This window comes from Nocardia transvalensis NBRC 15921 (assembly GCF_000308875.1).
Taxonomy (GTDB): domain Bacteria; phylum Actinomycetota; class Actinomycetes; order Mycobacteriales; family Mycobacteriaceae; genus Nocardia; species Nocardia transvalensis.
This window is the reverse complement of record NZ_BAGL01000126.1, coordinates 101,897-124,821: the sequence shown is the minus strand read 5'-3', so window position 1 is coordinate 124,821 and position 22,925 is coordinate 101,897. Positions and strand designations below refer to the sequence as shown.

The following is a 22,925-nucleotide window of genomic DNA, read 5'->3' as shown; positions in this document are numbered from 1 at the left end:
TCCTGACGATTCGCTGTTCGGCCGACAGCCACCTACGGCGGCGCGGGCGCGCACAGGCGACGGTATTTCTTGGTGGGGTTCAGCGGAAGCCGGCACGGAACGATTTCAGTCCTTGCAGGCAGTTGTTGTGCAGGGGCTGGGGGTCGGAGACGGAGATGTACTCGATCCGCGGGACCATCGCGTGCAGCAGGGTCTGCATCTCGAGTTTGGCCAGTTGCATGCCGACACAGGTGTGGATGCCGTGCCCCCAGCCCAGAGTGCTTCCGCGGCGGTGCAGGGAGAACTGTTCAGGCCGGTCGAAGTGGCGCTCGTCGCTGTTGGCCGCGGCGTAGATCAGGGCTACGCGCTCACCGGCCCGCAGTGCGACCTCGCCGATGGTGGTGTCGGCGGCGATGGTTCGGGTGAAGGCGCGTACCGGGGAGGCCAGTCGCACCGCCTCGATCACGGCTCGGGGGATGAGGGCGGGATCGGCGCGGATCTGTTCCCACACCTCGGGCTGGGTGCCGAGGCTCCACAACAGGTGCCCGGTCGCCAGGATGGTGGTGTCCAGACTGGGCGCGACGAAGTCGATGATCATGTTCTTGGCTTCGAGCCGGCTGACCTGACCGCGATCTGCGGCGTCGAAGACGCTTGCGGCCCATCCGTGCGGGGTGACGTGTTTCCTGCGTAGCCGCAGGGTGTAGAGGTAGAGCCCCAGGGCGCCGGTGGTGGCTGTCACCGCGCGTGGGTTCGTCGGTCCCAGTCCGTCGAAGGTGGCACGGGCCCAGGTCAGCATCTTCGCCGCACTCACCTGAATTCCGACGAGGTCGGCGACCACCTGGACGGGCAGTCGTGTCGCGAAATCCGCGATTCCGTCGAAGGATTGCCGTTGGCGGAGCCGTGCAACGGTGGCGGCGGCTTCCTGCTCCATCGCCGGCAGTGCGGGGCGGATCGCTCGCGAGGTCAGTGACCGCATGAGGATCGCGCGACGGTGGGTGTGGGCTCGGTCGTCGCTGGCCAGGGTGGTGTAGTGGCCCAACGTGTTGGCGATCGGGTTGGCGGCCACGCCTTTACCGCTGCGGAAGGTGTGATCGTCACGCAACGCCGCGCGGACATCGTCGAATCGCCCCATGGCCCAGAGCCGGTGGCGCGGCATCCATACCAACGGCCCGGCGTCGCGGATCCGCCGGTAAACCGACTGCGGGTCGCTGACGGTCTGCCTACCGTAGAGATCGACATCGACGACGGGCGCGCCACGGTATGTCGAGGGCCGCGACGCGCGGGTGAGCAGCCTGCTCATCGGATCTCCGCGGTTGCCGTGGCCGGGATGTGGCGTCGGCGTGACCGTCGGTGGGTGAGTGTGGTCTGTTCGACCACGGTGAGGTTGTGCGGGTTGTTGTGGTGAGGCCGGAGCCGATCATGGTTCATCGTCGATCGCTTTCGTGAGGGGCTCGCTCGTACGCTGCCGGTGGGGTGGGAGGAGTGTGAGGATGTCTGGTATTCGAAGGCCGGTACGTGCGGTGGCCAGCACTACCCGGTCCGGGCGCAGCAGGACGGCGAACGCGGAATGTGTTGCGAGCCAACGGATCAGGGTGTCGATGCCGCTCCGTGGCCAGTCCACGGCGCTCAGGTCGAGGTGGGTGACCCGGTCCGGGACGGTGCACGAGGGTGGCAGCGATCCCCGTGTCAGGAGCGTGTAGCCGGGGCCGAGTACCTCGTCGAAACGGGCGTTGTCAGGTTCGCGCGCGATGACCGGTTGTGGGCAGATCCGCCCGTTGAGTCGATGCCTGATGCCCCGTCGGCCGACCAGGGGACCGGCCGTGAGCGGCGGTGACACGGTCGTGAGAAGGGCCTTCGACACTCCCGGCACGCGGCAGAGCAGCCCCAGCGAAGCACGTCGCACCGCGGCCGCGCGATCGTGGCCGCCGGTGAGAACCCATCCGACGGCGACGGCCATCCGTACGGTCTTGGTGGCGTGCGGGCGGCGTTCGGCGGGGTAGGTGTCGAGAATCGACTCCGGTGCGGTGCCGTGCAGGACGTCGGCGAGCTTCCAGCTCAGGTTGAACGCGTCCCGTAACCCGGCGCCGAGTCCTTGGCCGATGAACGGCGGGGTCTGGTGTGCGGCGTCGCCCGCGATGAACAGCCTTCCCTTGCGCCACTGTTCGGCGACCCGGGCACGGAAGGTGTACTCGGCATGGCGGACGATTTCCGCTCGGTCGAAGGCGTCCGCGCTCATCCAGGGCCGCAGCAGACGGCGCAGGCTGTCGGCGCCTGCCAGCTCGTCGGCGCGCTCGCCCGGCCCGATCCGGAACTCCCACCGGTATCGGTTCCCGGTAACGGGCATGAAGGTCGCGGCGCGCCGCGGGTCGCAGATTTGCTGGACGCCTTCCCAGACCTCGAGTGGCGCCACGGTACGCACGTCGACAACCAGCCAGTTCTCTTGAAAGTGCAAGTCGCGCAGCCTGGTTCCGATCCGGTCGCGGATCAGGCTGTGCGCGCCGTCGCAGCCGATCACCGCGGCGGCGGTCAGCCGATGGGTTCCGGAATCGGTGGTGTAGCCGACCACCGCGGTGTCGCCGGTGTCGACGGCATCGATCACCTCGCATTCGCGCCGCAGGTCGACGAGCGGGTCGGCGTGGGCGAGGTCGAGCAGGATCGCCTCCAGGTCCGGCTGGTCGAACATGCTCGCCTGGGGAAAACCGTGGGGCCCGTTCATCGAATCGCGCGCGAACTCGGCCATCACCGCGTGGTTGCGGTCGAGCAGGCGCATACCGGGCATGGGACGGCTGATCTCGGCGAATCGCTCGTAGGCTCCGACGGCGGCGAGAATCCGGCAGACCTCATCGTCGGCGTGAACCGCGCGTGGCAGCGGATACGCGGTGCGGTGGCGCTCCAGGACCACGGTGGCGATGCCGTGGCCGGCCAGCAGCAGCGCCGCGGTGAGGCCGACCGGACCGGCGCCGACGATGGCCACCGCGACGTCGACCGAGCCGGCGGATCGGCTCATCGCGAGTGCCGGACGCGGTTGCGCTGGCGGCCCAGGTCGAGGGCGCCGTCGTCGGTGGCGATGCGGGCTTCGACGATGTCGCCGTCGCGGAGGTAGCGGGGGTTGGCTGCCTGTTTCCGGAAGAAGATCTGCCACTTGAGGTGCGGGGGCAGCAGCGCGCCGAGCATTTCGACGGGTTTCGGGGGTGCGGACAGCGCCGTCCCGCCCGGTGTCCCGGTCAGGAGTACGTCGCCGCGGTCGAGGCGCTGGAATCGGCCGAGCTCGCGCAGGGCTCGGATCGGCTCGACGAGCATGTCGTCTCCTACGACACCGTTCTGCCGACGTTCTCCGTTGACCCACAGTTGCAGCCGCAATCGGTGGAACTGCGCCCATTCGGAGCGGTCGAGCAACACCAGTCGCGGGCCGATCGGGGTGAAGCCGGGATAGGACTTCGATTCGTAGAACTGTGTTTTGGGCAGTTGCACGTCGCGGGCGCTGACATCATTGGTGACGATCAGCCCGGCCGCGTAATCGGGCAGGTTCTCGGTGGTGACGGTCGTCCCGACCGGCACCGCGGCGCCGAAGACGATGCCGATCTCGACTTCGTAGTCGAGCAGGCGCACGTGCGCGGGTTTGACGATGTCGTCGTACGGTCCGGAGATCGATCCGGAGGATTTGCGGAAGAACGTGGCCGACACCCGATCGGGATCGATGTTCGACTCGCGGGCGTGACTGGCGAAGTTGACCATCTGAGCCACGACGCGGCACGGTGCGGTCACCGGTGATACCAGCTGTAGTTCCGAGACCGGAGTCCAGTCGGTGGCTGCGCGCGCAGCCCGGATCGCGTCGACGTCACCGAGCAATTCCGCCGTGGTGGCCGCCCGGGTGTCCACAGGCGTGGCGCCTTGCGAGCTTTCGAGGTACCAGTGCGACCGGGTACGGACAATGGTGGTGCTCATGTGCGGGCTACTTTCATCAGTCCGAGCAGGCGCCGGATATCGAACTCGTTCGCTTCGTCGCGCAATGCGGAGAACACGTCGCGCAGCAATTCCGGATCGGGGTTCACCCCGAGGAAGTCACGGGTCACCGGGGGTCCCCATTGCGCCAGGCCGCTGGCGCTCATATGTGTCCAGCCCGCATCGACCGAGGCGTCGAACATGTCGCCGTCGGCGAAGTGCTCGACCATGAAGCGGTCCGGGTCGCGCCAATAGTCGAACAGCTGGCTGCCCTGGATGTGGCGGCCCATACCCCAGGAATGGCGGTAGCCACGCTCGGCGAGATAGGCCCCGCCTGCCGCGATGGAGTCGAGATCGGCAACCTGATACGCGCTGTGGACATATCCCGCCCGCGGGCCCAAAGTCATTGCCAGCGTGTGATGATCGGCCGGGGTGGCCCCTCGATCGCAGCGCATGAACGCCATGGTCGGGCCGCGGTCCCGCTGTCCCGGAAAGTAGAGGAAGTCGCTGACGATCAGGCCCAGGTGATCGAGATACCAGTCCAGGCACTCGAGGAACCGGGGCGTCTCCAGCACCAGATGTCCTAGCCGTTGCACGCGAGCGGGTTCACGAGGTCGGCGCTGGACCGCGTTGATCCGATGCCGCACGGCGCCCAGATTCCAGGTCAGCGGTGGCTGGTCGGGAAGGGCCGGCAGCTCCTGGACATCGGCGACGACCCGCACCAGGTGGCCGCAGGGATCGCGCAGAGTGACCGCCCGGCCACCCAGAATGTCCAGGGGTTCCATCGCACGTCCGGTCGCGGCGGCCAGGCGTGCCAGGTCGGCGCGGTCCGCGGCACGGTAGGCCGCGCCGGCGAATCGGGAGAACGGCGCGCGCCGAACGATCACGCAGACCGAGCCTGCCCAGGTGCCGCGCAGATGCAGCTCGTCCGGTGTGCGGAACACCGTGCTCAGACCGAAGTCGGCGGCGAAACGTTCGGCACCGTCGAGATCGGGCTTGTCGAATTCCAGCCAGGCGATGTCGTCGACCTTGATCACCGGATCCTTCGACCTGTCCGGGTGCTCACCGCTGCGCGCGCCCCACGCACTGTGCAGATCGACGTGCGGATCGTCGTATGCGGGCACTGTCATCGCTGTCCTCCCTTGACCACTGAGGAAATGTTCAGCAATGATGAGCGTGTCCGTCAACAATATTCAGAGTTGGAATGGGATTCAGAGTTGAGAGGGCCTGGCACGTGAATACTCCCGCCCCACGCTCGGACCGCGTCGAACGGAAACGGGCCCGGACCCGGGCGGCGCTGATATCGGCCGCGGTCGAGCTATTGGCCGCCCCGGGAGGTCTCGAGGCCAGCGTCCAGCAGATCACCGACCGCGCGGACGTGGGCGTGGGCTCGTTCTACAACCACTTCACCAGCAAAACCGAACTGTTCGACGCGGCCATCGCCGAGACCCTCGACAGATACGGAGAATTGTTCGACCAGGCCTCGGCGGGAATCGAGGACCCTGCCGAGGTTTTCGCCAACGGCATCCGCATGACCATGCATCTGACGAAAACCCACGCGCAGCTCACCGGGACATTGCTGACCATCGGTTTCCGCTTGATGTCGCCGGATCGGGGCCTCGCGCCCCGAGCCCTGCGAGACCTGCGCCGAGCGGGCGACACCGGCCGCCTGACCATCGGCGACTATCCCGCCGCGCTCGCCTGCACGGCCGGTTCGCTACTCGGCTGCCTGCAGCTTCTCGCCACCGACCCCAGCACCGACATCGATACCTTGGCGGACACCCTCGCGATCAACCTGCTGCGCATGTTCGGGCTCAGCCTGGACGACGCCCGTGCGGTAGCCACGAAACCGCTGAAAATGCCGCCGTTCCCGTCTCGTGCGGCACGGCAAGCATCGCCCCGGTGACTCCGAAGAAGGAGCGCCCAAACCTCCACGCCGACATGCTGTGCCCGCGGTTGCCGACCGCGGCGATCGGTGGTTCACAACGATGGTGGAATCTCGTGGCGCGAGACGATGTCGCCGGTGTTGACAATCATGATGTCGCGGTCTTCTTCGCGCAGGATCTTGACGAATCCGGGGGCCGTCTCGAGCACATATCCCGACACCGCCCCGGTGCGCGTATCGATGTGTTCCAACGGCATCCACGGCACCCGGACCGCGGCCGCGACCAGGAGCGTGGCCAGGATCATCACCGCTCCGGTGCGATGCAGTATCCAGTGTGCGAATCGTTGTCCTCGCGCATTCCGGCGCCCGGCACCCAGCAGCACGAGTAGCGCCGCGGCCACGACGACCGCGCCCAGCAGAATCCACCACGTCCGATAGGTCCACACGAGCGCCAGCGTGGCCACCACGACGATGATCACCATGGCCAGATTGCCCGAATTGCCGGATGTCGGGCGGCCCAGGTGGATCTGATGGATCACCATCACCGGCACGATGAGTGCCAGCGCGACCCCCGTGATGGCCGGATCGGCCATCAGGGTGCCGGCCACCACCGCGGGAGCGTCGCCGATATCGATGGTGCCGGCCACCAGAAACGCGTGTCTCCAGTCGTAATTCGAGACCGCCAGCAAACGCAGAATCATGAACAGCACCGCGCCGCCGGTGACCGACAGCCCCGTCGCCCACGCCGTGCTCGAACGCTGCGACCCCGCTGCTACCGAGTCCTCGGACGGATCCATCCAGGCAGACTATGCCCCGCGACCGGCAAACCCGCGCATCCACCGCCGACACCGAGCCCCAACCGGTATTCGCCGAAGCCTCGAGGTCCGTGACACCGGCGGCCGGCTGCACAGGCAATCACTTCGGAGCGACCAGCTCCAGCGCGATATTGTCCGGATCTCGGAACTCGAGGATGTAGCTGTGGCCGATGTCTTTGATGTCCTCGCGTTCAGCTCCGCAGGCATCGAGGTGCGCCGCAGCAGCTTCCAGTTCGGCGAGCGAACCGACCGAGAACGCGAGGTGGTCGAGACCGACACGGTTTTCGTCGAATCGATCCGTTCCTACGGGGCGCAGCCCGATCCGTCCGTGTTTCATCTGGTAGATCACCCCGCCGTAGAGGAAGCTGAGTCGCCGGCGCGTTTCGTCGTCGGCGTCGGCCGGAACCTCCAGCAGGACGGGCCATCCGAAAACCTTCTCGTAGAACGCCCTCGACCGCCCGATGTCCTGCACGGTCAGTCGGATGTGCGCAACGGAATCCACAGAGATCGACATGCGACCGATGCTGGCACGGCTACGCCTTACCCGCTGGTTCGGGTCGCCCGCCATTCGGCGTTACCGCGCGGTCGGGCTGACCCGCTGTGCGGTTGCGTTGCAGCTGAACATAATTCGCCTGGATGGCAGGCTCCACCTATGCGCCCGTGGTGGGGGCTGCGTTAAGGCTCTCCCAAGTGGATCGTCAGGAGGTTCGTCGATGATGGCGGCACCGGCAAGCTCGTTCGGATGTCCGTCAGAAGAGGAATACGCGCGTGAAACGTCCTGACATCGCAGCACTCCGCCGCAGGTTCGGTTCGTGGCTCCGGCCGCGCAGGATTGTGCGGGTCACGGGCGTTGTGGTGCTCGTGGCCGCCACGGTGGTGCTGGGCTCGATCGTCTGGATTCGGTGGCAGGCCAAGGGCGGTGAGTATTCCGCCGAATCCGTCCCGGCGGCCGACGTGGCACTGATTCCCGGCGCCCAGGTGTACGCCGACGGCAAGCCGTCCCCGTATCTGGCCGCGCGCCTCGATCTCGGCGCCCGCCTGCTCGCCGACGGCAAGGTGAAGGCCCTGCTGCTCAGCGGCGACAACGGCCGGGCCGAGTACGACGAGCCGACCGCCATGCGTACCTATCTGCTGAACAAGGGCGTGCCCGCCGAGAAGATCGCCCTGGACTACGCCGGTTTCAGTACCTACGAGACCTGTGTGCGTGCCTCCCGCGTCTTCGGCGTGCGCGCCGCGATCGTGGTCACCCAGGATTTCAGCCTGCCCCGCACCGTCGCTCTCTGCCGCGCCGCCGACATCGAAACCTTCGGTGTCGCCGACACCGCCCAGCCCCATAACCGGACCTACGACAAATGCTGGCTGCGCGACCAAATCGCCGCCACCAAGGCAACTTTCGACATACTCACCCGCCCCGATCCGACATTCCTCGGCAACGAGGAAACCACCGTACGCGACGCGATGAGCGGCCCCGTGCAACCCCCGCCGCGCTGACAGCGACCAACAAGATCGCTGATCCCGAATATGAGACTGTCGTTATCTCTGTAGGAGAGTGCTATTCTCGTCAACATCTGCGGAGAGTTGTCGGGCTCCGGAGCGGCTGGGTGAAAGGATGAGAGACATTGAGTAACGCCATCGACGTCGATCCCACGGTCGAAAGCTCCAGCTCGGGGGTCATTCCGGTGTTCGACCCGTCCACCGAGGAGCAGATCGCGGAGGTCGCCGATTCCGATCAGGCGACCGTCGACGCGGCGGTGGCCCGGGCGCGTGAGACCTTCGAGTCGGGCGCCTGGCGCAAGCTGCCCGCCGCGCACCGCGCGGAGGTGCTCTTCCGCGCCGCCGAGATCATCCGGGGCCGCATCGATGAGATCGCCGAGATCGAGGCCCGCGACAACGGGATGAACGCGATGGCCGCGCGGCAGATCATCAAGGTGTCGCTCGAGATGCTGGTGTACTACGCGGGCTGGGTCGGCAAGATCCACGGCGAGTCGAGCCACCTCGTATCCGACGGTCTGCTCGGCGAATTCGAGACGTACCACACCTTCACCCAGTACGAGCCGGTCGGCGTCGTGGGCCTCATCATCCCGTGGAACGGGCCGTTCTTCGTCGCGATGCTCAAGGTCGCGCCGGCCCTCGCGGCCGGGTGCAGCTGCGTTCTCAAGCCCGCCGAGGAGACGCCGCTCAGCGCGCTGAAGCTGGAGGAGATCTTCCGCGAGGCGGGTCTGCCCGACGGCGTCCTGAATGTCGTCACCGGCTACGGCGAGACCACGGGCGCTGCGCTCACCGCGCATCCGGACGTCGACAAGATCGCGTTCACCGGGTCCACCGAGGTCGGCAAGCTGATCGTCAAGGCGGCCGCCGGCAACCTCAAGCGGCTGACCCTCGAACTCGGCGGCAAGTCGCCGCTGATCATGTTCGACGACGCCGATCTGGACAAGGCGATCATGGGTGCCGGCATGGGCCTGCTCGCCGGCTCGGGGCAGAACTGCTCCTGCACCTCGCGCATCTACGTGCAGCGCGGCATCTACGACCGGGTCGTGGAGGGCCTGGCCGCCTTCGCCAAGATGCTGCCGATGGGCGGCAGCGACGATCCCAACTCGGTCCTGGGACCGCTGATCAGCGAGAAGCAACGCCAACGGGTCGAAGGCATCGTGAACGACGGCGTGGCCGGCGGTGCCGAGATCGTGACCGGCGGCAAGCCGATGGACCGCCGCGGCTACTTCTACGAGGCCACGATCGTCACCGGCACCACCCCCGATATGCGCCTGATCCGCGAGGAGATCTTCGGCCCGGTCGGCTCGGTGATCCCCTTCGACGACGAGGACGAGGTGATCGCCGCCGCGAACGACACCCACTACGGCCTCGCCGGCTCCATCTGGACCGAAAACCTCGGCCGCGCCCACCGCGTCGTCAACGAACTACGCGCAGGCCAGATCTGGGTCAACTCCGCCCTGGCCGCCGACCCCTCCATGCCCATCTGCGGCCACAAACAGTCCGGGTGGGGCGGGGAGCGAGGCAAGAAGGGGCTGGAGTCCTACTTCAACATCAAGTCGGTGTACATCGGCCACTGAACGCGCGCGAACCTGCGGATAGCGGCGGGTTTCGGGCGCCGAATTCGTCCGCTGATGCCCGACGGCTGCCTGTAGGTAGGACGGCGCGCGCCGGTTAGCCCGTGATCGCCATCCCGGTCAGCACCTGGACGGAGTTCCTAACGGTTATGGCGCGGTATGCCGAATCACGCTCGGAACTCGGCATCCCGGTTATGGAAACCGACTGGTCACCGACCTGCACATAGCCTAGAAAACGAGCAGTCGCCAAGCGCGGCGACCGAGGGCGAGTCATCGCCTACTCACACTGTCGAGGTCGAGGAAGCCCCGACTCATGGCTGATGGCCGCCACGGCAGAGGCAATAGCGTTCCGTGGCGGCCCGACGCGGTCGCAACAATTACGGCACGGAGACTGCGGTCAACCCCAGCTGTGTTTTGACCTTCTCGGCTGCCTCGCGAACTGGTCCGCGCTGGGTTGCGATCTTGCCCTCCGACGAAACGATGCTGTTTCGCCAAATCGACGCTCCACGTCGCCAGTCGATCTCGGCAGCCAAGCGCTCGTACTGTGTCAGCCGCCAGTCGAGGTCAGGGCTCTTCCGGATCTCGTAAGCAACGCGGCCGATGACGACCAGACCGGTCGCGGTCATATTGATGTACTTGTCGCGGAAGTCCGCGACCCGGTTCGCTGGTCCGCCAGTGGTGGGCAGTTCGCAGATTGCCTGCCAGGGATCCATACGCGCGGATAGAGTTTCGACGAGAGTAACTGTGTCGGTGACGAATTCGTCCTGAGAGTCCTTGTCGCCGATCAGCTGCATGCTTTGCCGAGCAACAGATTCTTCGGAGAGTGCGTAATCGGCGAACAACAGCTCCTTTACGAACTGCCGGACTTGGTTGAGGAGAAACACCGATTGCGAAGCTTTGGGTAGAGCTTTCGACGTGGCATCCACACGCCCTTTGAACAACCGGGTGCGGTCGACGATGCTTGCCAGCACACCGTTGATTGGCTCGCGAGTGTTGTAAACCGCCAGCAAGCTCGCCGGTATTTGCTTCGTTTGGGCAGCGTCGGCAAAGTCCTGATGAATACGCCGGAGGTCGGATTCGACCACGATAAGGACCGCTAGGCTGTCTTCTTCGAACCCGTCCTCCAAGTCGACCAGCCCGGTAATCGCCGATCTGCCGACGCCGTGCCCCTTGATCGCAGCGATGCGATGCTGGCCGTCGGTTACATGGAAGCGCACGCTGTCGTCTATGACCATAAAACCCAAGCGATTCTTGAAGTTTCCACGTGGCACATGCAATGCGGGTAGCTCCCGAGCATTCAAGGTTACCGGCGGCAGAATATAACTATCACTGTTCTCCCGGACATAGCTGTTGATGCTCTTGACGTGGTCAGGCATCAACGGCCGGTTACTCATGCTCGCCGGATCGCCGCCTTTGGCAACAGATTCCGCGACTACCTGACGGGCCAGGAAAGAGAACGGGAACGATGTGGCGATCATGGTGCGACGTCCCTGCTCGAACACTGTGCACGGAAAAACTCGAGCACCCGATGCTGCTGCATCGTCGCCAGCAGCGCGGAGGGCCTCGTCGAGTCCGTTGTGTTCGTTGATTCCCATATTCTTCACTGACATGAGGTTTCCCTTCGGAAGAGGTGTTTAAGGTTGTCGTTGGGTACGCCTGCCGCCGTGACTCCGGCGGTGAGCAACTAGCTTCTGGTTCAACAGTTCTGAGTGATCAGCTGGCGTTCGACCGGCAGTGCGCGTCGACGGCGGCGGTGAGCACGAGGTACGGATACCTGACAGAATTGCGCCAGTTCTCAGCCACGTGGATGCGATTAGAGGTTATTTCCTGTAAGTGCCGCCGTAGCTGTCGACGAGTCCCGTGGTGCAATGTGTGCTGGGATGGATGTCGACGCCGACTAGGTAGGTGCAGTTACTAGGGATGGTGGTAGCGGTTCCGCGTGTACGGTTTCCGCTGAGGCGGGCCCACGGTGGGGAGGGCGTCGGCGAGGGCACAGGTGAGCGGGGCGGAGCCTATGGTTCTGCGATTCATTCTTAGTCCTCATCTGCAATATTTGCGGCAGGAGATTTTTAGCCAGATATTCGTAGCTCGGTAGGGCATTTCGTCCCTGCAGAGCCCCCTAACGGCGTGAGCCTCGGTTGGGCTTCGGACCAGACAATGCGATTGCTATTAGTTCGCTATCGGGGGTGTGGGGGTATCGTCGAAGGCGGTCGGGGCACACCCCGTACAGCGTGGACGGAAGCTCGACGGCACTAGGGTTGGAGGGCAGATGTTGCATACCGACGTACCTACTCGGGGTGAGGTGCGGGGGCTGGTGGGGGAGGGGGATCCGTGGAGTGTGTCGATTTATACGGCTACCGAGGGGGATGAGGCTTCGCCGGATGGTAGCCGGATTGCGTTTTCGAATCAGGTTCGGGAGGCGCTCGAGCGGGTGGGGGATCGGGGGGCTCGGGAGGCTTTGGAGGAGGAGTTCGACGATCTGATCGATGACGAGGACTTCTGGCGGTTTCAGTCGAATACGCTTGTGGTGCTTGCTACTCCGGCTCGGGTGCGGACGTATCGGGTGCCTAATCGGCTGCCCGAGGGGGTGTTCGTGGGGGATCGGTTTCACATCAAGCCGTTGTTGCGGGCGACCACGTTTCCGCAGACGGCGTTCGTGTTGGCGCTGGCGGAGGGGTCGGTGCGGCTGGTCGAGGTCGACGCGGACGGCGGGGCCGAGGAGTTTCGGGTGCCGGGGATGCCGGAGAGTGCGGCCGATCATGCGCGGAAGGCGTCGTTGAGCGGGCGGGCGCCGAAGGGGCGGATTCAGGGGACCGAGGGGCGCAAGTTGCGGGTGCGGCAGTACGCGCGGGCCATCGATCGGCAGCTCAGGGATGTTCTGACCGGGCGGGACGTGCCGTTGATCCTGGCCGCGGCCGAACCGATCGGCTCCCTCTACCGCTCGGTCAACAGCTATCCGACGCTGCTGGCGGAATCACTGCCGGGTAATCCGGAGGAGCTGTCGGATGCCGAGTTGGGCGCGCGGGCGCGGACGGTTCTCGACGAGTACTACGCCGGTGAACTCGCCGATCTGCGCGAGCTGTTCGACCGTCGACGCGGCGAAGGCCGGGCCGCCACCGACCTCTCGGACATCGCGCGCGCCGCGACCTACGGCATGGTCGATACGCTGCTCGCGGATATCGACGTGACCGTGGCGGGTTCCATCTCCGAGGGCGGCGAGGTCACCTTCGCCGACGAATCCGAGGCGGGCGTCCCCGGCGTGGTGGACGAGATCTGCCGCCGCGTCATCCAGGCCGACGGCCGGGTCGTCGCGGTCCGGGCCGACGATATGCCCGACGGCGCCGCCGCCGCGGCAATCCTGCGCTACACGCTGTAGCCGAAAACTCGGTACGGCAACGCTGACGGGTCCGCCGGGGCAGCCGCTGGCTAAGCGGACTCCAGGCTGGCCGATGCGGGCGGTGTGGGCAGCGGCGGCAGTTCGGTGCGCGAAACCTGGTGGCGCTCATGCCATTCGGCTACCGTGTCGCGGACATCGCGCAGGACGTCGTGCAGGGCGTTGTCGTGACCACGATGAAAGAGCGCGCGAGACGCGAAGAGCGCCCGCTGCGGCAGAGTGAGGATGTCCCCGGGGGCGCGCACCCGGGACATGACCTCCATGACCGCGCAGGACAGCGCGGGATCGGTGGCCGCCGCGCGGTACAGCTCGATCTCGAGGGGGGACATCGGCTCGGCCCGGGCGAGGTGGTTCGTCCACTGGTAGACCTCGAGGCAGTCGAGTTCGCGCCGGCGCTCCCAGGCGTAGAGGGCCCGGTCGAGGGCCGCCGGATCGTCGAGCACCGGGGCCACGGCCTCGCCGAGCAGGCGGCCGTAGCGCAGCGCGTCGCGGATTCCCTGCGCGGTCACCGGATCCTTGAAATGTCCCGCGTCGCCGGGCAATGCCCAGCCGGGGCCGGTGGAGCGGCGGAAGTACGAGACGATGTCGACCGCGGATCGGACCCGGCCGCGCAGCGTGCACCCGCCCAATCGTGCTGCGAGACCCGGAATTTCGGCGATCATCGCCCGATACGCCGATTCGGAACGGTCGACCGGCCGCGACACCGGCGGCTGGATCAGGCACAGCAGCAGTCCGTCGTCGCACGGGAACGCGGTGCCGAGCGAGTCTCCCTCGCGCCACTGCGCCGCGGTGTCCCGCCATTCGGCGCGGGTGTCCTCCCAGTACGCGTAGTAGCAGGCCCGGCCGCTCGGGGCCGAACGATACGGGTCGAGCACGCCGACCTGCCGCGCCACCGTGCTACGCCGCCCGTCCGCGCCCACGACCAGCGGAGCCCGGAGTTCGCGGGTGCCCTCGCGGTCGGTGTAGCGAACCCCGGCTACCCGGCCGTTCTGCCACAGCAACTCCGTCACCCGGCACTTCTCGCGCAGGTCCGCGCCGGCGTCCCGGGCGTTGGCCACGAGCGCGGCGTCGAGCCCGGTGCGCCGCACACACATCGCGTAATCGATTCCGTCGTACGCGCTGAACGGCGAGCGCACCTCGACACCGGCCCCGGCCGCGAATCCGATGGGGAGGGCGGGCGCACCGAGCGCGCGCACCCTGCCGAGCGCGCCCAGCGCCTCGACCTCGGCCACGCCCGCGGGCCACAGCAGGTGGGTGGACAGGGTATCGGAGGGGAAGGCGGCGCTGTCCAGCCCGACGACCCGCCGCCCCGCCCGGGCCAGCGTCGTCGCCACAGCCGTTCCGGCGCAACGGGTTCCGACGACGACGGCGTCGGCGTATTCGGTCGGCATGGGGCGCTCCAATGATGGGACAGTGTGATCGGACACTATGTCCTATCAATAGCTTCGAACCTCCGGCCCGGACTGTCAAGCGAGGGCGCGATCCAGCCGGAGGACGGACGGTCCTGCGGCACAATGGGCCGCATGAGCGTGATTCGCGGGATGGCTGTCCGATGCCGTCGCTGACCAGGACACCCAAGCGCGACCAGGCCCGGCGGGACGAACGCCGCGAGGCGGTCGAACTCCGCGTCCTGCGGGCGCTCGACACCCTGCTCGCCGCGGGCACGCCGTTCACCGAACTCGCGGTGCAGCGGATCTCGTCCGAGGCCGGTATCGCACGCTCGACGTTCTACCGGTACTTCCCCGACAAGAGCCGGTTGCTCATCCGGATGGCCGAACTGGCCACCGCGGATCAGTTCCGCGCGGCCGAGGACTGGTGGTCGCAGTCGCACGCCGATGGCGAGGCGGGGGTGGTCGCGGCCATGCGGGCTATGATCGCCGGCTCCCGCAACCATCACATGCTGATGCGCGCCCTGCTGGAGGCCGCGGCCTACGACCCCGATGTCGGCACCTACTGGCAGGGCCGCATGGAAGGTTTCGTCGGCCTCGTCCGGGCCCGGCTCGAGCGCGACGCCGCCTCCGGGCATGTCGATCCCACCCTCGACCTCACCTCGATCGCGATCGTGCTGACCTGCATGGTGGAGCGATCCATCGACTTCCTGCTCACCACGACCACACCGATCGACGACGAGCAGATGGCCCGCTCGCTCGGCCGCGCCATCTGGTCGACCGTGAACAGCGGCGCCCCGGTGCCCGCCGATTCGCCCTGAGCACAATCAGGTATCCCGCCGCATCGTCAATCTTCCAAAACAACGAGCGATCGCTTCGGTGGCGAATCCTTCCGGCCGATAGTAGACGGACGATTTCCTGCGCGGCGTGGCGAGCACTTCTCCAGTAATTCCGGATGCGCGGTCGCCGCGGCAGCGGAGAGGAGTGGCCATGCATCGCGCCGACACGTATTCGGTGACGCCCGAGCTGATCCGGGAATTCAGCCGGACGATCGGCGAAGTCCATTACCCGGTCCTGGTGGCGCCACCGACCTTCGCCATTCTGCCGTGGCTGCACGCCCACCGGACGGCGTTGCGCGCCTTCGGTTTCACCCGCCGGCTGCCGCGCGTCCTGCACACCGGTCAGACCCTGAGTATCGGCAGGCTGATCACCGCCGGTGACGTGCTGACCACGAGCATCCACCTCGATTCGGTGCGCCGCTTCCCCGATTACGACATGCTCACGGTCGGCACCGTCCTCACCGACCACGCCGGGAAGGTCGTCCAGACCGGAACCAGCACGCTGCTCGCGGCGACCGATCCGGCCGTCGCCCGCGCCGCGCCGTCATACCTCGACGGCCGGTTGCGGCCGGGCCCGATCGGGCCGCTCCATCACGGTTCCGCGCTGTCGGGCGCGGCACGCCGAAACCTGGATCCCGCTGTCGATTTCGACGAGATCGAGGTCGGCACGCCGTTACCGCCGCGCTCGATGGTGGTCCGGCAGGAGGACCTGGCGACCTACGCGGAGATGACGGCGAATCTGTTCGAGAGCGGCGGTTCCCGATCCGAGGCCGCGGCGCAGGCGTCGATCGGTACCGCACCCGGAATGTTGCGCCTCGCCTGGCTGGCGCAATTCGTCACCTCGTGGATCGGCGATCCGGGCGCAATCACCGGATATCGCGCCGATTTCAGCCATTTCTGCGGACCGGCATTCCGGAGCAGCGAGATCGAATTCGGCGGGCGGGTGACAGCGGTGGACCGGACGCACCGCACGGGAGTCGTCACCGTCGACGCGCTGTGCCGCGGGCGGCGACTGTTCTCCGGGGCGACGGCACAGGTCAGCTTCCCGCCGCGACCGAGCGGCCCCGGCCTCATCCCCGGGCCGCTCGGTTCTTCGTTCTGGGGGCGCTGCCGATGATCCCGAGGACCACGTCGGTGTAGAGGTGCAGGCCGGGGTCCAGCGGGGGGAGATCGGCGTCGCGGGCGGCGACGGTCGCGGCCGGGCCGCCGGGCAGGCGCGCGTCGGGGTCGACGAGTTGTTGTGCGTCCCTGAGTATTCGGGTGATCTGCGTCCACGACGAGCCCGTCAATACCGTGGGCACGGGTGCGGGCGGTGTGCCGTCGACCATGAAGTCCTCCCACTCCATCAGGTCGAAGAGGAACTGGCCGCCCTTGAACACCGGCCACCGCGAGGCCGTATCGATCAGGCGCGCGGCGCGATTCGGGTGCCGCTGCCGCAGCGCCGCGCCCCGCCGGGCGAGCGTGCACAGGATGGCCCGCAGCCACTCGTTGCCCTCCGTCAGCAGCGCCAGCAGGTCGTCGTCACGGCGCTCGGACTCCTCGGCGCGGGTCACAGCGGTCTCGTCACGACGTAGTTCGCGATCTGCCGCAGCACGCCCTTGCCCTCGTTCTCGGGGAGGAACGCGAGATCGGCCTCGAAGCGCGCCGTTCCGCGCCGCGCGAGGGTATCGGCGACGTCGAGGGCGTACTCGATGGAGCCGTGGCGGTGCATGGTGTGCAGGATCCGCTCGGCGTCGTCTTGGCTCCTGCCGTCGCGTTGGAGTGCCAGTAATTCCCTGAGCCACAGGCGGTCTCGCTCCGGAGCGGTGCGCATGAGGTGGATCAGCATGACGGTGCGCTTACCCTCGAGGAGGTCGCCGAGCGGCTCCTTGCCGTACAGTTCCTCCTCGCCGACGAGGTTCAGCACGTCGTCCTGGATCTGGAAGGCGATCCCGACCCAGCGGAACGCCTCGTTCAGGGCGTCGAGCCGGGCGGGCGCGGTCTCGCCCGCGCACACGGCGCCGAGGCGGCACGGGGAGATGCAGGTGTACCAGCCCGTCTTCTTGGTGCTCATGTCGTAGTAGGCGCGGTCGGCGCGGGGCACCGTGTTGCGGCGGATCCAATCCAGTTCCACGGCTTGCCCTTCGACGGTTTCGCGGCACATGTGCAGCACCTCGTGGATCAGGCCGAGCGTGCGCGCGAGGCCCAGGCTGTCGAGGTTGGCCAGGACGCCGTCGATGGCCAGCAGGTTCAGGCCGTCGCCCGCGTTCACCGCCAGGCCGACGCCGTGCTTCTCGTGCAGGGTCGGCTTGCCCCGGCGGTGGGTCGACTCGTCGGCGATATCGTCGTGGACCAGAAATCCGTTGTGGAACAGCTCGAGTGCGGCCGCCGTCCGCACGGCGTCCTCCGGCCGTCCGCCGAAGGCCGCGCACGCGGCGATGGTGAGCGTCGGCCGCAGGCCCTTGCCCTGGCGGGTCGGATACGACCGCATGAGGTCGTACAGCGCGGCCTTCGGATTTCGCTCGGGGATCAGGCGGTCCATCTCCTCGCCGACGCGATCACGACAGGCACGCATCATCTCGAGCAGATCAGCGTCCCATACCGGCGCGGTTTCCCACCAGCCCGTGCTGGTGTGCCCGTCCCACAGCGACGACGGGCGGCGGTCGGTTGTGCCGAGCGTCAACTCCGTTCTCCCGCTGGGTATTCGGGAGCCGAGATAGTCGAGTGCACGCCAGCCCGTCCGGCGCGGTAGAGCGAGTCCGGACGGGACCGGATCGGGGGGTGCCGGCGCGTGCGTCTCCGTTCCCCACAGCAGGGGCGCCTGCTCGCGATAACGCCGCCAGAGTTCCTGCACCGCACGAATTCCCGCCGCCCGCTGGGACAACAGCCGCAGCGTCCGCCACACCGCCAGCACGTCGTCGCGCCGCCCCCGGACGTCCAGGCTGGCGGGCCTGACCTCGTCGGCCGGGCGACGGGACAGATCGAAGACGAGATTCATGGCTCGCTCGTCGAAATGCACCTCCACGGCGGGGTCGGCGATCCGCCCCGCCGCCACATCGAGACGACTACGCCGCACCCGCAGCACGGCATGGGTGCCGTCCCCGAAGTGCAACTGCACACGGACGCTACCGAGTTCGGCCGCCGCCGCGGCAACGACAGCAGGCGCACGGCCGGCAAGTTCCGCGATCGTCCCGGCCAGCACGCCGACCCCCGTGATCTCCGCAGCCGCCGTCAGGTCAGTCGTCATGGGCGCCCCCGGCGAACTCGACGATCGCTCCCGCAGTGAAGGCGAATTCGGTGCCGTTCACGATTCCCGTGACCGAGCAGGGCCCGAGTACCTCGTGGACGCTGAACGGCAGCAGGCTCGTTTCGGAGGGATTGCAGATGCGGCCTGCGGTTTCGGCCTCGACGGCGATTCGCAGGCGGTCGGGGCCGAGGGCCGCGGTGATCGCGAGACGGCGGGGGACGGGTGCGGCGGGCGGGGTGCCCAGCGTGGCCGCGAGGGGCGGGCAGAGGTGGACGGTGTCGCGGGACAGCAGGCCCGCGACGGCGACATCGAGGCGGCGGCGCGGGAAGTGGCGGATCAGCCGACCGTCGCGCCACAGCATCACCGATCCGGTGGCGGCCTGGTGTGGCGCGCGCGGTTGTATGAGCGTGAAGACGACCGAATAGGGCGGCGGCCCAGGGGATTCGGCGGGGACGTTGGCGAATCCGAAGACCCACCCGCCGAGATCCGGCCACCCCCAGCGGCCCCGGACGCGTTCGTGATAGCCGAGCAGCGTCACACGGGAGCGCGGCGAGCGGTCGGTACCCACCGTTCCGGTCGCGACGATGCCCGGTTCGGACTGCCAGCGCAGATGCTGCCTCGGCCGGAACGGCGCGCACTGCGAGGTGCACGGGCGGCCGGTGCGCCGCAGCGTCAGGTCGATCAGCGGCGTCCCGTCGTGCCCCGCGATCCGCAGCGTCCCCGGCGATCCGGGCGTGCGGAACGACGACCACGGTTCGCCCGAGATGGAAGCGTTGAACTGGCTGGACTGCCAGCCCGTCCGGCGATCGTGCACCAGCAGGATCGACATATCTTGCGGCTGTTCATCTTTCGCCTCCGAGGAGCCGAGCGTGGAGAGGTTCGCGATGACGGAGACCGCGCCGTCGGGAGACCGGAAGGCGTAGTGGAGCCAGCGGCGATCCAACTCGTGGAGTAGCGGTGCCCGCGGAAACGGCCCTGCGGGCCCGAGTGTCGGAGGCAGTCTCATCCCCCCGAATCCTGTTGTGCTGGAGGGTGTTACGCCACCCGTACGACGTCGGGCGAGTTAGGGGTTGCGCGATTCACGGAGACCGGCCGGTGCGGTAGGGGGAGCGGTCAGTGCCTTGCCGTCGCATTGCCGAGGATCGTCGCGCGGGCCGCGGCCCACGCCTGTGAGGCGGGATCGACGAAGTCGCCGTGCCCGACACCCTCCAGGATGCGCAGGTCCGCGGTCGTCCCGGCGCGTCCCGCCGCGGTGATGTAGCGGCGGCTCTGCTCGGGCGCGACGACGCGATCGCGGTCCCCGTGCAGGGCGCTGATCCGGACGCCGAGGGGAATCTGCCCGATGGGAGAAGCGAATTCGTAGCGTCCGGGGACCTCCTCGGGGGTGCCGCCCAGCAGTTTGCGCACGAAGCCGTCGCGCCCGGTGGTGGCCGCGAGCCGCAGATCCAGGACCGCGGCCAGGAGCGTGACGCTGCGGATGCGGATCGGCGGCGCCTCGGTGCGGCCCATGGTGTGGGTGTACCGGCCCGCGACGAGCGCGGCCAGCTGACCACCGGCCGAATGCCCGGCCAGGTGCACGTTCCCCAGATCGAGGCGGTCGCCGGACTGCTGCTGCGCCACGGTCGTGAGGGCCATGAAGGCGTCGTAGGCGTCAGTGAGGGTGGTCGGCCAGCCGCCCATGCCGTTCACGCGCCGGTATTCGATATTCCAGACGGCCACGCCGTCACGCGCGAGCGCCGCCGCCATCGGCGCGGATTCGCTGAGCGTGCGGTTCTGCGACCAGCTGCCGCCGTGGATCAGCACCACCACCGGGTACGGGCCGCGACCCGAGGACGGCAGGTAGAGATCCCCGAATCGATCGTCGGTGGCGCCGTAGGGAATTCGCAGCGGCGCGTCCGGGCTGGCGGGCGCCGGGCTCGGGGCGATCGCGGCCGGCAGGGCCTGCTCGGCGGTTCCGAAGCTGGTGGAGATCGCCACCGCGACGAGCATGACGGCGACGGACATACTTCTCCGCCGCGTGCGCAGATTCCATTCCACCGCCGACCCTCACCACCAGCCGAGAATCGGTTGCAGGCGCTGGTCGAGCGGCCCGGCCAGCGACCGGGAGTAACTGGCGGTCAGGTGGTGCTCGTCGTGGTAGATCATGATGTTGCCCTCGACGACCGCGCAGACGTCCGGTTCGCAGACGGCGTCGGTCATGTCGATCGGGAAGACGTTGGGGAACCGCGCCGCCGGTTCGAGTTCGGGATCCACCGGATCCAGGGCGTCGTCCCGGGGCATGCCACAGCCTCGGCCGGTGCGCCCGTTGGCCAGACAGTCCGGCGCCGCGTAGCGTACGCCGTCGCGGCGCAACCACGGGGTGTCGCGCACGGCGACCACGTTCAGGCCGCGCTCGCCCAGCGCCGCCCAGACGTCGAGGTAGTCCTGGGGCGTCTCGTCGCCGATATCCTCGCGCGGGCGGGTTCCGGTGGTGAAGATCCAATCCGGGCGGTCGGCGCCGAGACGGTCGATCACCTCGCGCGACCAGTCGCGGCAGTCGGGAATCGGCTCGCCCTTGTAGGTGACGTCGTCGGAGAGCGTCAGCGGGCAGCCCATCTTCAGATACACCTGGATGCGGAAGGAACGCCGCTCGGCCAGCACCTGCAGGGCGGGGAGCCAGTGCTCGGCGTGTGAACTGCCGACCAGCGCGAGGGTGCGTGTCGCGGTCTGGTCGCCGTAGGAGCAGGTGACCACATCGCGGGTGTCCCAGTCCGCGATACAGCCGTCGACGGTCGGCGGCGGCACGTCGTTCGGCGCCTCCAGCACCGTCGGGCGCATCTGGGTCTCGGGCACCGGGACCCCCGAGAACAGCGCGTCCGCACCGGGATACAGGAAAGGGTTCAGCTCGCCGATCGCCGCCGGCGGCTTGACGTGGGAGAGCGAGATCTGCCAGCCGATCGCCGACGCGATCACCGCCACCGCGGTCGCGCAGACAAGAACTCCGGAGGTCCGGCGCAGCAGGGTCGACCGGCCGGGCGCGCGGACCGCCCCGCTGCGCATCCGGAGCGGCTCCTCGACCCAGCGCTGGGTGATCCACGCCAGGACCATCGAGACGGCGATGACGGCGAGTCCGTCCGTCAGGCCCGCGTGCGGCCTGCCGGATTCGGCGAGATAGAAGATCAGGATCGGCCAGTGCCACAGGTACAGCGGATACGCGAGGTCGCCGAGGCGGCGCGCGACGCGGCCGGACAGGATCCGGTTGGGCCACGGGCGATCCCCGGGCAGGGCATTGTTCCCCGAGACGATCACCGCGACCGCGGCGACGACCGGCAGCAGCGCGTACGGACCCGGAAAACGGTTGGCGCCGTCCAGGATCAGCCATCCGCACAGCACGACCCCGGCCGTGCCCGCCCAGGCGAGGACGGCGCGCAGCACGCGCGGCGGCGACAGATAGGCGGCCGCGAGCGCGATCCCGGCGCCCGCCAGCAGCTCCCAGGCGCGGGCGAAACTGTCGTAGTAGTTCCAGCCCTGATGCGTGGCGGCCCCCTCCACCGCGTAGCCGAACGACACCACGAGCACCCCGGTCACGACCACCCCGAGGACCGGGCGCAGCAGCGCGGGACGGCCCGCGAGGCGGCTCAGCCAGGCCACGGCGGCGACCGCGATCAGCGCGACGAGATAGAACTGGCCCTGCACGGCCATCGACCACAGGTGCTGCAGCGGGCTCACCGACGGATCGGCGGCCAGATAATCCGACCAGGTCGAGGCCAGCTGCCAGTTCTGGTAGTAGAACAGCGAGGCCAGGGTCTGATCGGCCACATACGACCACTGGGTGTACGGGCGCAGCGTGACCGTCGCGATCACCACCGCGGCCAGCACGACCACCATCGCGGGCAGCAGCCGGCGCGCGGTGCGGCGCAGCGTGAACCACACGCCCACCGAACCGGTGCCCTCGGCGCCGCGTAGTAGCAGGCCGGTGAAGAAGAATCCGGACAGCACCAGGAAGACGTCCACGCCGCCCGACACCCGGCCGAACCAGACGTGGAACACCACGACCAGCGCGATCGCCACGCCCCGCAGCCCGTCCAGGTCCGCCCGGTACGCGGCGGCCGCCTGCCATCCGGGCGCTACCGTGTTGCCGGGACGCACGCGCCGGGTCCCGGCCGCCGTGGCTGCCATCACTCGTCTCACCACGCAGCAGACGTCAGGGCAGCCCTGTGCGACCCGGAGGGGAGCGGAATGCGGGGAGTAACGGGGGCTGGACACGACACGTTCAATTCCTTATCACGGGGGGATACGGGAGTCCACTTGATCGATGTCCGTTATGTCCGGATGTGGCGGTTGTGATCGCGAAACTGAGCGTGTCTGCGCGGATGTTGCCTCCCCGGCCTCGCCGGGCCGTCCCTCTTGTTT

The 22,925-nt window shown here is 67.9% G+C and carries 19 protein-coding genes; 6 read left to right on the top strand and 13 right to left on the bottom strand.

What is annotated here, in order from left to right; all coding sequences use genetic code 11:
• Positions 1 to 79: 79 nt before the first annotated feature.
• The 4 genes from ON41_RS35475 to ON41_RS35460 form a co-directional block, all read right to left on the bottom strand.
• Positions 80 to 1,279: a cytochrome P450 gene (locus ON41_RS35475; RefSeq protein WP_040752998.1), complete on the bottom strand. Its 1,200-nt coding sequence runs from the start codon at positions 1,277 to 1,279 to the stop codon at positions 80 to 82.
• A gap of 117 nt (positions 1,280 to 1,396) precedes the next feature.
• On the bottom strand, positions 1,397 to 2,986 hold the full coding sequence (mhpA, locus tag ON41_RS35470; RefSeq protein WP_040752995.1) for a bifunctional 3-(3-hydroxy-phenyl)propionate/3-hydroxycinnamic acid hydroxylase MhpA: 1,590 nt from the start codon (positions 2,984 to 2,986) through the stop codon (positions 1,397 to 1,399).
• Positions 2,983 to 3,924, bottom strand: coding sequence for a fumarylacetoacetate hydrolase family protein (locus tag ON41_RS35465; RefSeq protein WP_040752993.1), 942 nt, complete (start codon positions 3,922 to 3,924; stop codon positions 2,983 to 2,985). The genes mhpA and ON41_RS35465 overlap by 4 nt, the downstream gene beginning before the upstream one ends.
• Positions 3,921 to 5,051, bottom strand: a complete 1,131-nt coding sequence (locus ON41_RS35460) for a VOC family protein (protein WP_040752992.1) — start codon at positions 5,049 to 5,051, stop codon at positions 3,921 to 3,923. Before ON41_RS35460 ends, ON41_RS35465 begins: the two co-directional genes overlap by 4 nt.
• Before the next feature lie 104 nt (positions 5,052 to 5,155).
• On the opposite strand from ON41_RS35460, the gene ON41_RS35455 reads away from it, so the two are divergent.
• Entirely contained in the window at positions 5,156 to 5,827 is a 672-nt protein-coding gene (locus ON41_RS35455; protein WP_246829663.1) for a TetR/AcrR family transcriptional regulator, read from the top strand.
• A 74-nt stretch (positions 5,828 to 5,901) separates the two neighbouring features.
• Here ON41_RS35455 and ON41_RS35450 read toward each other — a convergent pair whose 3' ends face one another.
• Together ON41_RS35450 and ON41_RS35445 are read right to left on the bottom strand one after the other, a co-directional pair.
• Positions 5,902 to 6,603, bottom strand: coding sequence for a hypothetical protein (locus ON41_RS35450; protein WP_051163212.1), 702 nt, complete (start codon positions 6,601 to 6,603; stop codon positions 5,902 to 5,904).
• 118 nt (positions 6,604 to 6,721) lie between these two features.
• Positions 6,722 to 7,135, bottom strand: a complete 414-nt coding sequence (locus ON41_RS35445; RefSeq protein ID WP_040752990.1) for a VOC family protein — start codon at positions 7,133 to 7,135, stop codon at positions 6,722 to 6,724.
• 254 nt (positions 7,136 to 7,389) lie between these two features.
• On the opposite strand from ON41_RS35445, the gene ON41_RS35440 reads away from it, so the two are divergent.
• Together ON41_RS35440 and ON41_RS35435 are read left to right on the top strand one after the other, a co-directional pair.
• Positions 7,390 to 8,112 (top strand): SanA/YdcF family protein, encoded by a 723-nt coding sequence (locus tag ON41_RS35440; RefSeq protein WP_218003604.1) that lies wholly within the window; start codon positions 7,390 to 7,392, stop codon positions 8,110 to 8,112.
• Between the two features lie 128 nt (positions 8,113 to 8,240).
• On the top strand, positions 8,241 to 9,689 hold the full coding sequence (locus tag ON41_RS35435; RefSeq protein ID WP_051163210.1) for an aldehyde dehydrogenase family protein: 1,449 nt from the start codon (positions 8,241 to 8,243) through the stop codon (positions 9,687 to 9,689).
• A 374-nt stretch (positions 9,690 to 10,063) separates the two neighbouring features.
• Here the strand turns inward: ON41_RS35435 and ON41_RS35430 are convergent, their stop codons facing one another.
• Positions 10,064 to 11,296 carry a DNA sulfur modification protein DndB gene (locus ON41_RS35430; protein ID WP_040752985.1) on the bottom strand — a complete coding sequence of 411 codons (1,233 nt, stop codon included), beginning with the start codon at positions 11,294 to 11,296 and terminating at the stop codon, positions 10,064 to 10,066.
• Positions 11,297 to 12,117: 821 nt separating this feature from the next.
• On the opposite strand from ON41_RS35430, the gene ON41_RS35425 reads away from it, so the two are divergent.
• Entirely contained in the window at positions 12,118 to 13,062 is a 945-nt protein-coding gene (locus ON41_RS35425) for a baeRF11 domain-containing protein (protein WP_246829662.1), read from the top strand.
• Between the two features lie 50 nt (positions 13,063 to 13,112).
• Here the strand turns inward: ON41_RS35425 and ON41_RS35420 are convergent, their stop codons facing one another.
• On the bottom strand, positions 13,113 to 14,471 hold the full coding sequence (locus tag ON41_RS35420) for an NAD(P)/FAD-dependent oxidoreductase (protein WP_051163208.1): 1,359 nt from the start codon (positions 14,469 to 14,471) through the stop codon (positions 13,113 to 13,115).
• Between the two features lie 161 nt (positions 14,472 to 14,632).
• Between ON41_RS35420 and ON41_RS35415 the strand changes: the two genes are divergently transcribed.
• The gene (locus ON41_RS35415) at positions 14,633 to 15,289 is read left to right on the top strand and encodes a TetR/AcrR family transcriptional regulator (RefSeq protein WP_040752982.1); all 657 of its coding nucleotides are present in this window, start codon (positions 14,633 to 14,635) and stop codon (positions 15,287 to 15,289) included.
• Between the two features lie 169 nt (positions 15,290 to 15,458).
• Positions 15,459 to 16,424 carry an FAS1-like dehydratase domain-containing protein gene (locus ON41_RS35410; RefSeq protein WP_040752981.1) on the top strand — a complete coding sequence of 322 codons (966 nt, stop codon included), beginning with the start codon at positions 15,459 to 15,461 and terminating at the stop codon, positions 16,422 to 16,424.
• On the opposite strand, the gene ON41_RS35405 is transcribed toward ON41_RS35410, so the two are convergent.
• The 5 genes from ON41_RS35405 to ON41_RS35385 all read right to left on the bottom strand — a co-directional run bounded on the left by ON41_RS35405 (position 16,378) and on the right by ON41_RS35385 (position 22,691).
• Positions 16,378 to 16,860 (bottom strand): hypothetical protein, encoded by a 483-nt coding sequence (locus ON41_RS35405; RefSeq protein ID WP_040752979.1) that lies wholly within the window; start codon positions 16,858 to 16,860, stop codon positions 16,378 to 16,380. The genes ON41_RS35410 and ON41_RS35405 overlap by 47 nt on opposite strands.
• Positions 16,857 to 18,533 (bottom strand): polyprenyl synthetase family protein, encoded by a 1,677-nt coding sequence (locus tag ON41_RS35400; RefSeq protein WP_040752977.1) that lies wholly within the window; start codon positions 18,531 to 18,533, stop codon positions 16,857 to 16,859. The genes ON41_RS35405 and ON41_RS35400 overlap by 4 nt, the downstream gene beginning before the upstream one ends.
• Positions 18,523 to 19,539 (bottom strand): hypothetical protein, encoded by a 1,017-nt coding sequence (locus ON41_RS35395; RefSeq protein WP_040752975.1) that lies wholly within the window; start codon positions 19,537 to 19,539, stop codon positions 18,523 to 18,525. The genes ON41_RS35400 and ON41_RS35395 overlap by 11 nt, the downstream gene beginning before the upstream one ends.
• Before the next feature lie 107 nt (positions 19,540 to 19,646).
• Positions 19,647 to 20,537: an alpha/beta hydrolase family protein gene (locus ON41_RS35390; protein ID WP_040753184.1), complete on the bottom strand. Its 891-nt coding sequence runs from the start codon at positions 20,535 to 20,537 to the stop codon at positions 19,647 to 19,649.
• Between the two features lie 42 nt (positions 20,538 to 20,579).
• The gene (locus tag ON41_RS35385; RefSeq protein WP_040752973.1) at positions 20,580 to 22,691 is read right to left on the bottom strand and encodes an acyltransferase family protein; all 2,112 of its coding nucleotides are present in this window, start codon (positions 22,689 to 22,691) and stop codon (positions 20,580 to 20,582) included.
• Positions 22,692 to 22,925: the final 234 nt, after the last annotated feature.

Bases quoted from the DNA above. Each gene is read 5' to 3' on its own strand.
- ON41_RS35475 (WP_040752998.1), bottom strand. From the start codon at position 1,279: ATGAGCAGGCTGCTCACCCGCGCGTCGCGGCCCTCGACATACCGTGGC.
- mhpA (WP_040752995.1), bottom strand. From the start codon at position 2,986: ATGAGCCGATCCGCCGGCTCGGTCGACGTCGCGGTGGCCATCGTCGGC.
- ON41_RS35465 (WP_040752993.1), bottom strand. From the start codon at position 3,924: ATGAGCACCACCATTGTCCGTACCCGGTCGCACTGGTACCTCGAAAGC.
- ON41_RS35460 (WP_040752992.1), bottom strand. From the start codon at position 5,051: ATGACAGTGCCCGCATACGACGATCCGCACGTCGATCTGCACAGTGCG.
- ON41_RS35450 (WP_051163212.1), bottom strand. From the start codon at position 6,603: ATGGATCCGTCCGAGGACTCGGTAGCAGCGGGGTCGCAGCGTTCGAGC.
- ON41_RS35445 (WP_040752990.1), bottom strand. From the start codon at position 7,135: ATGTCGATCTCTGTGGATTCCGTTGCGCACATCCGACTGACCGTGCAG.
- ON41_RS35430 (WP_040752985.1), bottom strand. From the start codon at position 11,296: ATGTCAGTGAAGAATATGGGAATCAACGAACACAACGGACTCGACGAG.
- ON41_RS35420 (WP_051163208.1), bottom strand. From the start codon at position 14,471: ATGCCGACCGAATACGCCGACGCCGTCGTCGTCGGAACCCGTTGCGCC.
- ON41_RS35415 (WP_040752982.1), top strand. From the start codon at position 14,633: ATGCCGTCGCTGACCAGGACACCCAAGCGCGACCAGGCCCGGCGGGAC.
- ON41_RS35410 (WP_040752981.1), top strand. From the start codon at position 15,459: ATGCATCGCGCCGACACGTATTCGGTGACGCCCGAGCTGATCCGGGAA.
- ON41_RS35400 (WP_040752977.1), bottom strand. From the start codon at position 18,533: ATGACGACTGACCTGACGGCGGCTGCGGAGATCACGGGGGTCGGCGTG.
- ON41_RS35395 (WP_040752975.1), bottom strand. From the start codon at position 19,539: ATGAGACTGCCTCCGACACTCGGGCCCGCAGGGCCGTTTCCGCGGGCA.
- ON41_RS35390 (WP_040753184.1), bottom strand. From the start codon at position 20,537: ATGTCCGTCGCCGTCATGCTCGTCGCGGTGGCGATCTCCACCAGCTTC.
- ON41_RS35385 (WP_040752973.1), bottom strand. From the start codon at position 22,691: ATGGCAGCCACGGCGGCCGGGACCCGGCGCGTGCGTCCCGGCAACACG.